At 58.6% G+C, this 14,911-nt stretch carries 12 protein-coding genes and 1 tRNA gene; 9 read left to right on the top strand and 4 right to left on the bottom strand.

The genetic code is table 11. The annotated features are described in order from the left end of the window. Window positions 1-86: 86 nt before the first annotated feature. Together GOB81_RS06855 and GOB81_RS06850 are read left to right on the top strand one after the other, a co-directional pair. Entirely contained in the window at window positions 87-3,116 is a 3,030-nt protein-coding gene (locus GOB81_RS06855) for a rhamnan synthesis F family protein (RefSeq protein WP_173569637.1), read from the top strand. An 83-nt stretch (window positions 3,117-3,199) separates the two neighbouring features. After that, a tRNA-Arg gene (locus tag GOB81_RS06850) sits at window positions 3,200-3,276 on the top strand. A gap of 60 nt (window positions 3,277-3,336) precedes the next feature. Here GOB81_RS06850 and GOB81_RS06845 read toward each other — a convergent pair. Together GOB81_RS06845 and serB are read right to left on the bottom strand one after the other, a co-directional pair. Beyond that, window positions 3,337-4,596, bottom strand: coding sequence for a cation:proton antiporter (locus tag GOB81_RS06845; protein WP_173569636.1), 1,260 nt, complete (start codon window positions 4,594-4,596; stop codon window positions 3,337-3,339). 167 nt (window positions 4,597-4,763) lie between these two features. Further along, window positions 4,764-5,663 carry a phosphoserine phosphatase SerB gene (serB, locus tag GOB81_RS06840; RefSeq protein ID WP_173569635.1) on the bottom strand — a complete coding sequence of 300 codons (900 nt, stop codon included), beginning with the start codon at window positions 5,661-5,663 and terminating at the stop codon, window positions 4,764-4,766. Window positions 5,664-5,710: 47 nt separating this feature from the next. On the opposite strand from serB, the gene miaA reads away from it, so the two are divergent. The 6 genes from miaA to GOB81_RS06810 all read left to right on the top strand — a co-directional run bounded on the left by miaA (window position 5,711) and on the right by GOB81_RS06810 (window position 12,764). Continuing rightward, window positions 5,711-6,700, top strand: coding sequence for a tRNA (adenosine(37)-N6)-dimethylallyltransferase MiaA (gene miaA / locus GOB81_RS06835; RefSeq protein WP_173569634.1), 990 nt, complete (start codon window positions 5,711-5,713; stop codon window positions 6,698-6,700). A 127-nt stretch (window positions 6,701-6,827) separates the two neighbouring features. Next, window positions 6,828-8,642 (top strand): biosynthetic-type acetolactate synthase large subunit, encoded by a 1,815-nt coding sequence (ilvB, locus tag GOB81_RS06830; protein ID WP_173569633.1) that lies wholly within the window; start codon window positions 6,828-6,830, stop codon window positions 8,640-8,642. Between the two features lie 129 nt (window positions 8,643-8,771). Beyond that, entirely contained in the window at window positions 8,772-9,341 is a 570-nt protein-coding gene (gene ilvN, locus GOB81_RS06825) for an acetolactate synthase small subunit (protein ID WP_194299832.1), read from the top strand. Between the two features lie 71 nt (window positions 9,342-9,412). Further along, window positions 9,413-10,432, top strand: coding sequence for a ketol-acid reductoisomerase (ilvC, locus tag GOB81_RS06820; protein WP_173569770.1), 1,020 nt, complete (start codon window positions 9,413-9,415; stop codon window positions 10,430-10,432). A 408-nt stretch (window positions 10,433-10,840) separates the two neighbouring features. Next, complete coding sequence (locus tag GOB81_RS06815; protein WP_173569632.1) at window positions 10,841-12,034, top strand: AAA family ATPase; 1,194 nt, start codon at window positions 10,841-10,843, stop codon at window positions 12,032-12,034. Further along, complete coding sequence (locus GOB81_RS06810) at window positions 12,027-12,764, top strand: HNH endonuclease (protein WP_173569631.1); 738 nt, start codon at window positions 12,027-12,029, stop codon at window positions 12,762-12,764. Before GOB81_RS06815 ends, GOB81_RS06810 begins: the two co-directional genes overlap by 8 nt. 138 nt (window positions 12,765-12,902) lie before the next feature. Here the strand turns inward: GOB81_RS06810 and GOB81_RS06805 are convergent, their stop codons facing one another. Continuing rightward, window positions 12,903-13,247: a DUF2322 family protein gene (locus GOB81_RS06805; RefSeq protein ID WP_173569630.1), complete on the bottom strand. Its 345-nt coding sequence runs from the start codon at window positions 13,245-13,247 to the stop codon at window positions 12,903-12,905. Window positions 13,248-13,415: 168 nt separating this feature from the next. Here GOB81_RS06805 and GOB81_RS06800 point away from each other — a divergent pair, with 168 nt between their 5' ends. Further along, window positions 13,416-13,766 (top strand): RidA family protein, encoded by a 351-nt coding sequence (locus tag GOB81_RS06800; protein ID WP_173569629.1) that lies wholly within the window; start codon window positions 13,416-13,418, stop codon window positions 13,764-13,766. A 94-nt stretch (window positions 13,767-13,860) separates the two neighbouring features. On the opposite strand, the gene acuI is transcribed toward GOB81_RS06800, so the two are convergent. Beyond that, window positions 13,861-14,844 (bottom strand): acrylyl-CoA reductase (NADPH), encoded by a 984-nt coding sequence (acuI, locus tag GOB81_RS06795; RefSeq protein ID WP_173569628.1) that lies wholly within the window; start codon window positions 14,842-14,844, stop codon window positions 13,861-13,863. Window positions 14,845-14,911: the final 67 nt, after the last annotated feature.

The raw sequence follows: 14,911 nt of genomic DNA, 5'->3' as shown, positions 1-14,911 counted from the left end.
GACAGACGTCTGTGATCAGCAACAACGCAGCCCCGCTTCCTGACGACACGTTGCCTGCGTGGAACCGACATGAGACAAGATTTCCTATGACCCGTCACGAGGACAGCCCGGAAAGCTCTCACGCGCTCATCATTGCGTCCGGCCTTTTCGATGACGCGTGGTACCGCCTGCATCTGCCGCCTTATGAGCGCGACACGGAAGACCTCGTTACCCACTTCCTCACCGCAGGCACCCACCGACAGCTCGATCCCGGCCCGCTTTTCGATACGAAAGCCTATCTCGCCCGCAACTGGCACCTCGTGCCGGGCACCGACAACGCACTGCTCCATTATCTCCTGCACGGGATCGGGGAAGGCAGTGTGGCGGAAGGCATCAATGATCGTGGCCTCCACAACGATCAGGGCGCGACGGTTGCTACCCGGCTGCTGCCGGCGCTTTCCCGACCGCCAAGCATCGCCGTCAGCGTGCACGTCTTTCATCTCGACGTGCTCGAGCACGACATCCTGCCGCGTCTGAAGACTTTCCCCGCACCCCACTCCCTGCTGTTCACCACCGACACTGAAGAAAAATCTCTCGCAATCAGCGAGCTTACCGAGAGTTTGCTGCCGGACTCGCGCGCCTTCATCCGTGTCGCGCCCAACCGGGGACGCAATTTCGGGCCACTTCTGGTCTGCTGGCGACAGGCATTACTTCAACACGATCTGTTCCTGCATCTGCACACCAAGAAATCGCTCTATACAGGCACGGAACAACAGTCATGGCGTGCCACCCTGCTGGACACGCTGCTGCCCACTCCGCAGGGAATCAACGGTATTCTCCAGCGCTTTGCCGACGATGAAACGCTCGGTCTCCTGCAACCCGCTCCCGGCCCCACCGTCCCATGGTGGGCGTGGACCTGGCTTACCAACAAGGCCGTCGCCCGCCCCCTCCTGCAGCGCCTGAACATCACGCCGCCCGCCGGTTATTTCGATTATCCCGCTGGCAGCATGTTCTGGGCGCGGTCGAAAGCGATGGCTTCCCTGCTGGACCTTCCATGGTCTTCTGACGATTTCCCGGAAGAATCCGGCCAGACGGACGGCACACTCGCCCATGCCGTCGAACGATGCCTCGGTCTCGTAGCCCGTTCCACCGGGCACCGCGTCGATGAATACGATCGCAGCGCCGGTCTGATCCGCGTCGGTGGCGGCCGCAAGAATCTCGACCAGTATGAGCGCACCACGCCGGGCGATCTCGCCGCCGCCATCCGACAGGCGAAGACCGTGTCCTTCGACCTGTTCGATACGCTGCTCACCCGCATCGCCCTGACCTCCGATACGATCCACCACACCGTCGCAGACCGGCTGGCCCGGACATTCCCCACATTGGTCCCCTCCGGGCGCGACTTCTTCATCCTGCGCCAGCAGGCCGAACACAGGGCGCGAAAGGCGCTCTTCGACACCGATGACGTCACGCTGAACGACATCTATGCCGCCCTTGCCACCCTGACCGGCTGGCCGGAGCCAGCGCTCGCACTGGCCCGCCGGGAAGAGGTGCGGATCGACCAGAATGTGCTGCGCCCCCGTCCCGCCGTGCTTGAAGCGCTTCGGCTCGCCCGCGCCGAAGGGAAGCGCACACTGATCGTCAGCGACACCTATCTCACCCGGGCGGAACTCGATCCCGTGCTGGAACGCACCGGCATCCTGCCTCTGGTCGACGAAATCTATCTGTCGTCCGAACGCCTCGCCCGCAAGGATCGCGGTGACATGTGGGATCTGCTGCGCGCCTGCGAAGACACCACGACGCTTCTCCATGTCGGCGACAACGAGCAGGCCGATATCCAGCGCACCGCCGACCTCCGCATCCGCCACCATCATGTGATGTCCGGCCTCAATCTCCTCCGGCTCTCCCCTCTCTCGGCTCCCCTCTTCCACTCCCTGAACAGTCCGGCACAAACAGCGCCGGCTCATGCCGAAGAGCATCGTCTCGCAGGGGATATCCTTCTCGGACCGCTCGTCACCGATCTGTTCGAGTCGCCCTTCCTGACGCCGCAGACACCGGGCACCAGTACGCAAAGCCTGACCTCGCCCATCACGCTGACAAGCCCTGAAACACTCGGGCGCGTCGTGCTCGGCCCTTTGCTGACGACGTTTCTTGCCCGCCTCGTCCGGCATCCGGCTCTCCCGCAACTGGAGCGCCTGTTCTTCCTGTCGCGGGAGGGCGTCTTTCTCTCCCACCTCTACACACATCTGCGCACATGCTGGCTGCCGCATTTGCCGGAAGCATCGGTCTTTCCCATCTCACGGCGGGTCGCCATCTCGGCGGCACAGGCCGTCCGTTTCGATCCGGACATCCTCTTTCACAGCGGCGACGGCTATCGCGGCAGCATGGCCGCGCTGCTGGAGGCCCGTCTGGGAGTCGTGCTGCCTCCGGATGACCCCATGCAGGACGTTAGAGTGAGCTTGCCCGAAGACCGCGCCGTCACGCGGAATCTGACCCGGTTGCAGCAGGACCCCATTGTCCGGCAGGCCCACTGCACGCGCGACGATCTGATGGCATGGACGGACGCACAGGGCATCGCTGCCGGTGGAGGCATCCGTCACGGCGTTGTCGATGTGGGCTATGGCGGCACCATCCAGCGGCATCTGCAAACCGCCCTCGGGGTGCCTTTCGCCGGATTTTACATGGCTGCCGAACCGGGGACCCGCCGGGTGGAGAAGAGCGGTGGACTTGCGTTCGGGCTGGTAGCCAATGGCGAACGGGCCGTCGCGTTCCGGCATGACTGGTCGATTTTTCTCGAAGCGATTCTCACGGCTCCGCACGGCCAGACCATCGGGTACGATACCAGCACCTCACCACCCACCCCGGTCTTTGGCCCACCCGGCCTCAGTCAGCAGAATTTCCCCATGCTCAGCCGCATCATCGACGGGGCCGAGAGCTATCTGACCGATCTGCTCGACAGTTACGGACCCGACATCCTTCCGGCCCTGCAACATGGCGCTGACGCTGCCACGCTGCCCCTCGCGGCGCTTCACTCCGGCGTTCTCAAGCTCGCTCCCGACATCGCCAGCGCTCTTTTCACGGAAGATGCTTTCTGTGGCAGGGGAGAAATCAAGGCGGCGCACGGCGTAGAGGACTGATGAGACGGCGGGGGAAAATTTCAGAAAAATGAAAAGAGGGGGATTGCCTTCACTCTCCTTCCTTTCTATAAGGCCGCCACGACGCACCCGTAGCTCAATTGGATAGAGCACCAGACTACGAATCTGGGGGTTAGAGGTTCGAGTCCTTTCGGGTGCGCCATTTTTCCAGAAATCTGAAATCGTTGATACCGCCAGCGCTGCTATTGCTCTCGACGGTCGATCATTTTTCCTTTGGATAAAGCCGCGTCGCCACGTGCTCCATGGTCAGCCCCTGAACGATGATGGTGAACACGACCACGCCGTAACAGATCGGCAGCAGCAGATTCCGTAAATCGCCAGCAGGCAGGCTCAGCGCCAGCGACACCGAGATGCCCCCGCGCAGGCCGCCCCATGTCAGCATGGCCACCATCCGCCCCTTGTCCCAGTGGCGCAGATGAACCGGCAGCGTCGAAAGAAACACGCTCAGCCAGCGCACGATGACGGCCAGCGGAATGACGACCAGCATCGCCGTAAAGGATGAGAGATGCTCGGGCACTTCCAGCATCTCGAAACCGATCAGGACGAAAAGCAGGGCGTTCAGCACCTCGTCGAACAGGGACCAGGCGCCATCCAGTTTCTTGCGGGCGTCCGCATCCAGAACGAACCGTCCGTATTGCGTGCCGAGACACAGCCCCGCCACGACCACCGCGACCGCACCGGACATACCAAAGAGGCTGGCGAGGCTGAATGTGCCTGTCGCCAGAGCGAGTGACACGAGCAGGGTGATGTGTGGATCGCGCGTGTCGCGCACGAGACGCAGGACGAGTAGCGCCAGCCAACCGGTCGCGAAGCCCAACAGGCAGCCCCCGATCGCTTCGCGGACAAAGCGGATCGCAATTTCTGCGAGCGTCACACCCTCGACATGCCCTGTGGCAAGACCGATGGTGACATCAAAGACGACGATCCCCACACCGTCGTTCAACAGGCTTTCGCCTGCGAATACTGCCTGCAACGCTCCCGGCAATCCCAGACGGCGCAGCATGCCGACCACGGAGACCGGGTCCGTAGGGGCAAGAATCGCCCCCAGCAGGACGCACCACAAAAAGGGAATGGGAATACCCAGCAACGGGAAAATGACCCATGTCGCCCCGGCCAGAAGAATAACCGCCAGAACCGTGCCCAGCAGGGCGAGTGCAGAAACCGAAGCCAGTCTCGTGCGGAAATGCCCGAAATCGACCCCAAGCGTCCCGGCGAACAGCAGCAGGCTCAGGGCTCCGTTCAGGAGAGCCTGCGGCAGGTTGACCGCACCCAGAACGGTCTGCGGGAAATGCTTCAGATCGTGATGCGGAAACAGCGGATTGAGCACGACGATCAGCAGCGAACACAGCATGGAAAGGATCATGACGCCGATTGTCATGGGCAGGTGCAGCACGCGCGCGTTCACGATGCACAGAAATGCTGACAGCGTGAACAACAGGGCGATCAGATGCAGGGTGTTCATGATCACGCGTCGGCTTTCCGCGCCGCGCCTGTCAAGAAATATAAGATCTCTGTATCAAATAAATCCCGTGCCGTCAGAAGACCGGAAAGTTCCGCACTTTCATCTGTACAAGTAAATTTGAAAACAGTCGGGCGAAGAGTGGCTAAAACGGGGCATCCCCGTCTCCTTCACTCTTCCACGAACTCTCCGCCGCGATAGCCCTGCGCGAACAGCGCGGACCGCAGCGTGCCGTGGTCGATCCGGCTTTCCATACGCTCGCGCCTCACCACCGGCTTGGCATGAAAGGCAATGCCCAGCCCTCCCGCGCGCAGCATCGGCAGATCGTTCGCACCATCACCGATCGTCAGCGCGGCACTGAGCGGATGACGACTCGTGGCGGCAATGCGGATGAGATGTCGGAGTTTCGCATCCGGCCCGAGAATGGGCTCGCCGACCGTGCCGGTGAACGTATCGTCCGACACAGTGAGATGATTGGCATGGTTTTCATGGAAACCGCAGGCCGCACCGACCCGGCTGGTGAACCACGTGAAGCCGCCGGACACCAGCGCCGTCACGGCACCGTTCGCCTTCATGGTCTGGACGAGCGTGCGGGCGCCCGCATTGATCTTCACGTCCTGCCACGCCGCTTCCAGCAGGGAAGCAGGCAGACCCTCCAGCAGGGCCACCCGATTGCGGAGAGATGTCTGGAAGTCGATCTCGCCGTTCATCGACCGGCGCGTGACGGCGGCGACTTCCTCACCGATACCGGGACGGAGACGCTCGGCATGGGCCGCGATGTCATCCAGCGTCTCGTTGGCAACGATCGTGCTGTCCATGTCGGCCACAAGGATCTTTTTGCGCCGGTTTTCGCAAGGTCCATACAGGACATCGACCGCACGCGTATCGAGACCGGCGCGGATGGCGTCGATCTGTGCTGGCGTGAGCGGGGCGCAGGGGATATCCACCGCCTCGCCCGGCGAGAGGATGGTCGGCTCACGCCCGGCAGCCAGCGTGGTGGCCAGATCGATGTCGTGGGACGTGAGGGTCGTGGCTTCGCGGTTCGCGACGAGTGTCAGGATGGCGCTCATGATGATGCTGCGTGTGACAGGGTTGGCGGCAGGAGGCAAGCGACGAGATGATGAAGAAAACGGACAGCAGGCGTATCGCCGTGATTGTCGCAGGCCCGACATGCTCCGGAAAATCCGCGCTGGCGCTCGCGCTCGGTGAACGGCTGGGCGGCACGGTCATCAATGCGGATTCCATGCAGGTCTATCGTGAACTGCGCGTGCTCACGGCCCGCCCGACGCCGGAAGAGGAAGCTCGCCTCCCCCATCGGCTTTACGGTGTCAGCCCCGCCGCCGAAGCCCGCAGCGTGGCCTGGTGGCGGCTGGAAGCCATCGCCGCGCTTGAGGAGGCATGGTCCACGGGGCGGCTGCCGATCCTGTGCGGAGGAACAGGCATGTATCTGCGCGCGCTGACCAACGGGCTGACGGAAGTGCCCGATCCCGGCCCGGAGGCACGGGAGGAAGCCCGTGCCCTCGCCGTCGATCCCGCCACGCTTCATGGTTGCCTCATGGATGTCGATCCGGACACGGCGGCAAGTCTGCGCCCCACCGATCCGCAGCGACTGGCGCGGGCATGGGAAGTCTGGCGCGGTACCGGCAAAGGGCTGGCATGGTGGCGGACACAGCCGGGGCTACCCTCGGTGGACTGCCGTTTCATCGCCATCCGTCTCGATCCCGAACGTGAGGTGCTGCGAACCGCCATTGCCCGTCGCTTCGGGCTGATGATCGAACAGGGAGCCATCAAGGAAGTCCGCGCTTTGCTGGAACAGCAGCTCGACCCTGCCCTGCCCGCCATGCGCGCTCACGGTGTCCCGGAACTGGCGGCCATGCTGCGCAGCGAGATCGATCTTGCTCAGGCGGAAGAGCGGGCCGTGCTGGCGACAGGTCGTTACACGAAGCGGCAGGCGACGTGGTTTAACCATCAGGCTCTGGCGGAGCCGGAAGACACAGTTATTATCGAAAATAGAATTGGCATTTCTGAGCAACTTTTGGAAAGAAAAATAACAGAAATTGTTTCTTTTATCCATAAACAGGTTGACGCCCCGGTTCGAGAGGCATAAACCCGCCCTCCGTCTGCTGGCATCGGGACCAACAGGCGTCATTTTGCCACCGGCCGGAATATGGTCGGCCAGCAGAGCAACCCGAGTGAGAAGAAAGCCTGAGGGCAATGCCCCCAAGGAGACGACGATGAACGCCACCACACAGACGATTGCGACCCAGCCCGACGCCAGCACCACGCTGTCCGGCGCCGAGGTTCTCATGAAGGTTCTTGTGGATCAGGGTGTGGAAGTCGTCTTCGGCTATCCGGGGGGCGCTGTCCTTCCGATTTATGACGCGCTGTTCCAGCAGGACCGCATCCGCCACATTCTGGTGCGTCACGAACAGGCGGCCGTCCATGCCGCGGAGGCTTATGCCCGGTCGACAGGACGCGTGGGCGTGGTTCTGGTGACGAGCGGTCCGGGCGCGACCAACGCCGTGACCGGCCTGCTCGACGCCCTGATGGACTCGATCCCGCTGGTCTGCCTGACCGGTCAGGTGCCCGTGTCGCTGATCGGCAACGATGCCTTTCAGGAAGCGGACACGACGGGCATCACCCGCCCGGTGACCAAATACAACTATCTGGTCAAGCGCCCGGAAGAACTCGCCCCGGTGGTCAACGAGGCCTTCGAGATCGCCCGTTCGGGCCGTCCGGGCCCTGTGGTTGTCGATCTGCCGAAGAACATCACCGTCGGCCCGGCGCCCTATGCACCGCCAAGCAAGACGCCCCGCGCCTCCTACCAGCCGCGCGTCGAACCGGATCGCAAGGCCGTGGCCCGCGCTGTCGCGGCCATGAAATCGGCCAGGCGTCCGCTGTTCTATGTCGGTGGTGGCGTGATCAACGCAGGCAAGGAAGCCTGTGCCGATCTGACCCGCCTTGTCCACATGACGGGCTTCCCCTGCACCGCCACGCTGATGGGCCTTGGCGCATTCCCCGCCAGTGACAGACAGTTCCTCGGAATGCTCGGGATGCACGGCACCTACGAAGCCAATCTGGCGACACATGACTGTGACGTGCTGATCGCCCTCGGTTCGCGCTTCGATGACCGTGTGACAGGCCGCGTCGATGCGTTCTCGCCGCACTCCTTCAAGATCCACGCCGACATCGACCCGTCGCAGATCAACAAGATCATCCGTGTGGATGTGCCGATCGTCGGCGATGCCGGCCACACCATCGCGATGATGATCGAAGAGTGGGAAGCCCAGTCCGCAAAGCCTGACACGGCGGCGCTGGAGACATGGTGGTCGCGCATCCGGGCATGGCAGGCGCTCGACTGCCTGCGCTTCACGCAGGATCAGGCACCCGACGCGGTCATCAAGCCGCAGCAGGCCATCAAACGCATCTACGAACTGGCTGTTGAAACGGGCCGCGAGACGTTCGTGTCCACGGAAGTCGGCCAGCACCAGATGTGGGCAGCGCAGTTCTTCAAGTTCGAAAGCCCGAACCACTGGCTGACATCGGGCGGCCTCGGCACGATGGGCTACGGTCTTCCGGCAGCAGTCGGCGCACAGGTCGCGCATCCGGATGCGCTGGTGATCGACGTGGCGGGCGAAGCCTCCACGCTGATGAACATTCAGGAACTCGGCACCATCGCGCAGTATCGCCTGCCGGTGAAGATCTTCATCATCAACAACCACTATATGGGCATGGTCCGTCAGTGGCAGGAACTGCTTCACGGAAGCCGTTACTCCGAGAGCTACAGCGATGCCCTGCCGGACTTCATCAAGCTGGCGGAGAGCTTCCACGCCAAGGGGTTCCGCGCCACGAAGATGAGCGAACTGGACGACACCATTCGCGCCGCCCTCACGCATGACGGCGCCGCCGTGATCGACATCTGCGTGGCGGAGGGCGAGAACTGCTTCCCCATGATCCCGTCCGGCGCAGCTCATAACGAGATGATTCTCGGGCCTGAGCAGGAGGAAAAAGGCGCCGCGATCACGGACGAGGGCAAGATGCTCGTCTGAGGCAGCACGGCGCTCCACCAGCCCGTGGAGCAGGAGACGGACAGCTCTGCCACTCCGTCTCTTCCCTTTTGCGTCCGCCGCGGTTACAGCCGCCCGGACGTCGTAACGGATCGGACCCGGATTCAGTCGATGAAACATCTTTCTGACCTGTCGACCCCGACAGCAGCATTCTCTCCCGATGGCCATGCCGCAGGCGGCGAGGCCCTCACCCGCGCCGTGATCTCCGTTCTCGTGGACAATGAAAGCGGCGTGCTCGCGCGCGTGGTCGGCCTGTTTTCCGGACGCGGCTACAATATCGAGAGCCTGACCGTCGCCCCCGTCGAGGCGAACGGGGCCCGCTCCCGCATCAACATCGTGACGTCCGGCACGCCGGAGATCATCGAACAGATCCGGGCGCAGCTCGATCGGCAGGTCCCGGTCTGCCGTGTTGCCAACCTGACAACGCTTGGGCCACATATCGCCCGCGAAATGGTGCTCGTGAAAGTGGTGTCCACCGGCGAGGCTCGGACCGAGGCGCTCCGCATTGCGGAAGCCTTCCGGGCACGCGCCGTCGACACAACGGCGAGTTCCTTTGTTTTCGAGCTGACGGGGGCGAGTGACAAGCTGGACAGTTTCATCGAACTGATGCGCCCCATCGGGCTTGTCGAAGTCTCCCGCACCGGTGTCGCCGGTCTCACCAGAGGCCCCCGCACGCTCTGAGTTCTCCTTTGCGGGGCGAGGTCTCTGGCCAGTCCCCGTTTTTCTGCACTGAAAGGCATAACACTATGTCCATGCGCGTCTATTACGATCGCGATGCCGAAGTTAACCTGATCAAGAACAAGAAGGTCGCGATCATCGGTTACGGCAGCCAGGGCCACGCCCACGCCAACAACCTGAAGGACAGCGGCGTCAAGGAGATCGTGATCGGTCTTCGTCCCACGTCCTCCGCCGTCGCCAAGGCTGAAGCCGCCGGCTTCAAGGTGATGACGCCTGACGAGGCCGCGAAGTGGGCCGATGTCGTCATGGTTCTGACGCCTGACGAAGGTCAGGGCGCACTCTACAAGGAGTCGCTTGAGAAGAACCTGAAGCAGGGGGCGGCTCTTGCCTTCGCGCATGGCCTGTCCATCCACTTCCGCATCATCGAAGCCCGTCCTGACCTCGACGTGTTCCTGATCGCACCGAAGGGCCCGGGCCACACGGTGCGTTCCGAGTATCAGCGTGGCGGCGGCGTGCCGTCCCTCGTCGCCGTGGCGCAGAACGCGTCCGGCAACGCTCTGGAGATCGCCCTCTCCTATGCCTGCGCCAATGGTGGTGGCCGCGCCGGCATCATCGAGACGACCTTCAAGGAGGAAGTCGAGACCGATCTGTTCGGTGAGCAGGCTGTTCTTTGCGGCGGTGTGGTCGAGCTGATCCGCGCCGGCTTCGAAACGCTGGTCGAGGGTGGCTACGCTCCCGAGATGGCCTATTTCGAGTGCCTGCACGAGATGAAGCTGATCGTTGACCTCATCTATGAGGGCGGCATCGCGAACATGAACTACTCCATCTCCAACACCGCCGAATATGGCGAGTATGTCTCGGGTCCGCGCGTTGTGACGCCGGAGACGAAGGCAGAGATGAAGCGCATCCTGAACGACATTCAGGACGGCACGTTCGTGCGCAACTTCATCCTTGAGAACCAGTCCGGCAACGTCGGCTTCAAGGCCGTCCGCGCCCGTAACGACGCTCACCCGATCGAGGCGACCGGCGCAAAGCTGCGCGCCATGATGCCGTGGATCGCAGCGTCCAAGCTGGTCGACAAAACGAAGAACTGATTATCGCATGAGTGCCCGGCGCGGGTAACTGCGCCGGGCATTGTGTGGGGAGAAGCCTTCCGCCGGGTGTTCCGGGGGAAGGCTTTTTTTGTTGGAGGCGTTTTACAGGGCTTTGCCCCGTGCCCCACAAAGGGACATAGTCCCTTTGATCCCGGTTTCAGTATTTTCTGGTTTGTTGTGGGAATATATTGGGAGATATGGCCGCTTACGCCCTCATTCAAGACATTCGGAACACTGAAATTCAAGCCCAAAAGCAGACGGTTCCCTTTACATGGGAAACCTCATGCTACGAGCAAGACACTCGTGCATAACTTTCCAAAAATAACTCTAACATTCCTGCTATTGACTTAAGTAGAATTATTCTGGCAGGATTTTATAAACAGATTATATAGAATCGGGACTTACGTCGTGAATGTTAGTATTGTCGAATTAAAATTAAAAGATATTGCGGGATTTCGAAATTTTATTGTCTCGTTTCAATCTAATTTAAATATTATTTGTGGAACAAATGGTGTTGGGAAAACGACTATATTGGAAGCAGTCTCTTCTGCATTTTCTCCCAATATAGCCTCTCCTTTTTTAAAGCGTCGCTCGGGTGCTGCTGGAGAAAATCCAGGTTATTTAGAGGTTGATTGCAATATAAATCATCAAATTAAAAAGATATCCGGGAATATCAAAGAAACTCTTCCTGATAAAAATTCAGACTATTTCGGACATCGAGAAGGAGGGAATTTTGTAATTTTTGTTCGTGCAGTGCGGGATTTTGCATACGCAAGACATAATTCCATTACAGCAGACCCGGATATGAACGATATGACTGTTCAGCAGAGAACAGTAAAGGGAATTAGCCCACATGAAATTAAAAGCTGGTTTGCCAATAGATATTTAATGCGCCCTCATGGAAATGATTGGCCAGAATATCGTAAAAAAAACCTTGAAGCAGCTATAAATCTATTCTCAAGACTTGATCCGACAGTCAAGTTATCACACGTAGATACATCTTCTTTTGATATAATAGTCAACACCCAAAATGGAAATATTGCTTTTGAAATGCTATCATCTGGTTTTCGCTCCGCATTTTCTTTATTGCTTGGCATAATAAAAGAAATTGAGTTCAGAAGGTTAAATCTCTCAGTTGATGAATTTAACGGAGTAATACTAATAGATGAAATTGACTTACATCTCCACCCAATATGGCAACGTGAAATAGGTGGTGCACTTAAATCAACATTCCCAAAAGCGCAAATAATTGCCACCACTCATAGTCCGCACGTTATACAAACAGCCCTGCCCAATGAAGTGATAGCCCTCGCGCGTGATGCAGATGGAAATACTTTCGTAAGAGATCTTCCCATAAGCAAAAGGGGTTTTGTTGGTTGGTCTATTGAAGAAATTCTAACAGAAATCATGGGTGTGGAAGATACTCAAACACCAGAGTATCGTATTGCGATGAAGAATTTTGATAATGCGCTAGATCGAAACGACGAACAGGCTACGACAGAGGCATATAATATTCTTTTGGAAATGCTTCATCCCTCGAACCCTCTTAGAAAGTTATTAGAGATACAGTCATCAAAGGCGACAGGAGTCCAAGATGATTAAGATCAAACGCAGCTTGCCGCCCCCGGAACTCGATAAAAAAACACAAGATAATCTTACTGAGGAATTCAAAAAAACTGGTAAATATGTATGGAATACTACTTACATAAGAACAGCACTCCTACATATGTCTCATAAAAAATGCGCTTATTGCGAGACACTAATAGACGAAGAATCAAAATATATGGAAGTGGAGCATTTTTACTACAAGGATAAATATCAAGACAAAGTAGTATCGTGGAATAATCTATTGCCATCATGCAAAAGATGCAATGTAAATAAAGGAACGCATGATGTAATTTCAGATGGAATGATCGTAAATCCCTCGTCAGACAATCCCAAAGATCATATTTATTTATACTTATATAGATTTAAGCCGATCACCTCGTGCGGAAGAACTACCATAGAGACCCTGTACCTTAACGATACAGATCGCCTTGTTAGTGTAAGAATGAAAGTTGGAGAACAGATATTGGATGCAGTAAGTCAAATAAGAGAAGATATAGAAAGTCATTTACTAGGAACAAAAACAAAATATCATATTAATAAGGCAACGCGTGCTTTAGAAAAGCTTTTCAAATCTTGCTTATCTACTAAAGAGTACAGCGCGACAGCGGCCACCGTTCTTCTTAAAGATAGTGACTATCAATGGATAAAAAAAGAGCTTTCCAATTTAGGCATGTGGGAAAGATTCGAGAAATCAGAAAAAGAAGCCGATATGATATCTTTGTAATAGAAATTATATAGAGGGATCGAAAAAAAATCGGCTTGAGCCCCACTATGCAATTCCATTCTTCCTATTTCCCGGCCAAAGCCGACCTTCCGCTCTCCCCCAAAGCCGACGCCCCAGTCACTGAGGTTGCGGAGGCCTTCAGCGCTCAGCAACGATGGTGTCGACACTAAGCGGCGCACCACCAGCGGCAATCTCCAATAAACGGTCAATATTCGGATGCGCCCTCGGCCGTTTCCGTGCATCCACCGTATGCTCACCAAACACAGCCAGACCATGCTCAGCAGCTTCTGCATCCAGCGTGCCAAAAGCGTGCCTGAGGTATTGATAGACAGCCAGCGAACCCTGCTTACCCGGCTGGTTCTCGATACTGGCAACCACCACACCCGCTCCATCAATCAGGTCGATGCGCTGCACGCCATCAATGGACGGTAGATGCTGAAGGTTCTCCCTGAATGTCGCGCCCGGTTGAATCTTCGCCAGCATTTTTCGCATTCCTGAATTCATGAAGGGCCCAACACGTAACATCTCTGCCGGATGTCCGCCATCAGGCGCGAGCGAATGCTTTCCATGCGGAAATACAGACACCCTCAGAAAACGATCAACCTGTGTTAAGCCTATAAAATTCTTTCATTCACACAACACAGGCACCCCATGACCATCAAACGCCTCGCCCCCGAAGAACGTCTCAGCGGAGCCTCCGTCTGCGGCAACATGATCTATCTCGCCGGACAGGTTGCCGATGACGCGACCCTGGACGCTGAGGGACAGACAGCCGACATCCTGCGCCAGATCGACGCGCTGCTGGCCGAGGCTGGCACCAGCAAGAGCAATCTTCTCTCCGTGCAGATCTTTCTGGCCGACATCAACGATATGGCGGCCATGAACCGGGCATGGGATGCGTGGCTGGATCGTGGCAACAAGCCTGCCCGCGCCACGGTCGAGGCGAAGCTGGCGGACCCGACATGGAAAGTGGAAATCACGGGCATCGCGGTCATCCCGTAACACCCACAAAACGGTTTCCAAAGGCACAGCCTTTGGTGGGTTTCAGGGCAAAGCCCTGAGAAAGCATCCCCTTCAAGGAGTGTGCTGAAACACCCTACTCCGAGACGCGAATCAGAATACGCCCATGCGTGCGCCCATCCATCAGCGCATGGGCGGCCTCGATGGCCTTGGACAATGGGTATTCGCTGACCACATTTTCCAGCCGCGTGACGTCGATCAGCGCGGCAAGACGGTTCCATGCCTCCCTGCGCTCTTCACGCGGGCACAGAACGCTGTCGATGCCGAGCAGGCTCACGCCGCGCAGGATAAAAGGGGCGACGGTCAGTGGCAGGTCCATGCCGCCCGCGAGACCGCAGGCTACGACAGCACCCCGAGGCCGGATGGCTGCGCAGACGGACGCCAGAACCTGCCCGCCGACCACATCGACGGCCCCGGCCCACTCGGCTTTTTCCAGAGGACGGCCTTTGTGGGTAAACGGCTCGCGGTCGATCACCCGGCTTGCGCCGATGCTTTCCAGATAGTCCTTTTCCGCCATGCGTCCCGTGACGGCGACCGTCTCATAGCCGAGTTCCGAGAGCAGCATCACGGCAATGCTTCCCACCCCGCCGGACGCGCCGGTCACCAGAACCGGTCCGCCCGAGGGCTGCACACCGGCATGTTCCAGCGCCATGACGCAGAGCATGGAGGTGTAACCTGCCGTGCCTAGGATCATGGCCTGTCGTGTGGAAAATGCGGCAGGAAGCGGGGTCAGCCATTCGCCGCTGACCCGCGCCAGCCCGGCGAGGCCGCCCCAGTGCTTTTCCCCCACGCCCCAGCCATTGAGCAGCACCTTGTCGCCGGGCCTGAAGTCAGGCGTGCGGGACTCGACGACCGTGCCGGAAAAATCGATGCCCGGCACCATCGGCCATGACTTCACGATCGGCCCCTTGCCGGTGATGGCGAGGGCGTCCTTGTAGTTGAGCGTGGACCATTCGACCTTCACCAGCACATCGCCGTCGGGAAGCTCGTCCTTCATCACCTGACGCAGGGAAACGCTTTGTCCCGTCTCCGTCTTTTCGATCATCACGGCATCAAACATGGCCCGTCCTTCTTCTTGTTTCTTCTATTGGACTGATGCCGTGATACGCGAAAACACCGTGTGGTTT

The sequence above is a fragment of the Acetobacter conturbans genome, from assembly GCF_011516755.1.
Taxonomy (GTDB): Bacteria; Pseudomonadota; Alphaproteobacteria; order Acetobacterales; family Acetobacteraceae; genus Acetobacter; species Acetobacter conturbans.
This window is presented reverse-complemented; position numbering and strand designations above follow the sequence as displayed.

What these genes read in the sequence shown, in the direction of transcription:
- GOB81_RS06855 (WP_173569637.1), top strand. Translation starts at nt 87, where the DNA reads ATGACCCGTCACGAGGACAGCCCGGAAAGCTCTCACGCGCTCATCATT.
- GOB81_RS06845 (WP_173569636.1), bottom strand. Translation starts at nt 4,596, where the DNA reads ATGAACACCCTGCATCTGATCGCCCTGTTGTTCACGCTGTCAGCATTT.
- serB (WP_173569635.1), bottom strand. Translation starts at nt 5,663, where the DNA reads ATGAGCGCCATCCTGACACTCGTCGCGAACCGCGAAGCCACGACCCTC.
- miaA (WP_173569634.1), top strand. Translation starts at nt 5,711, where the DNA reads ATGATGAAGAAAACGGACAGCAGGCGTATCGCCGTGATTGTCGCAGGC.
- ilvB (WP_173569633.1), top strand. Translation starts at nt 6,828, where the DNA reads ATGAACGCCACCACACAGACGATTGCGACCCAGCCCGACGCCAGCACC.
- ilvN (WP_194299832.1), top strand. Translation starts at nt 8,772, where the DNA reads ATGAAACATCTTTCTGACCTGTCGACCCCGACAGCAGCATTCTCTCCC.
- ilvC (WP_173569770.1), top strand. Translation starts at nt 9,413, where the DNA reads ATGCGCGTCTATTACGATCGCGATGCCGAAGTTAACCTGATCAAGAAC.
- GOB81_RS06810 (WP_173569631.1), top strand. Translation starts at nt 12,027, where the DNA reads ATGATTAAGATCAAACGCAGCTTGCCGCCCCCGGAACTCGATAAAAAA.
- GOB81_RS06805 (WP_173569630.1), bottom strand. Translation starts at nt 13,247, where the DNA reads ATGCTGGCGAAGATTCAACCGGGCGCGACATTCAGGGAGAACCTTCAG.
- GOB81_RS06800 (WP_173569629.1), top strand. Translation starts at nt 13,416, where the DNA reads ATGACCATCAAACGCCTCGCCCCCGAAGAACGTCTCAGCGGAGCCTCC.
- acuI (WP_173569628.1), bottom strand. Translation starts at nt 14,844, where the DNA reads ATGTTTGATGCCGTGATGATCGAAAAGACGGAGACGGGACAAAGCGTT.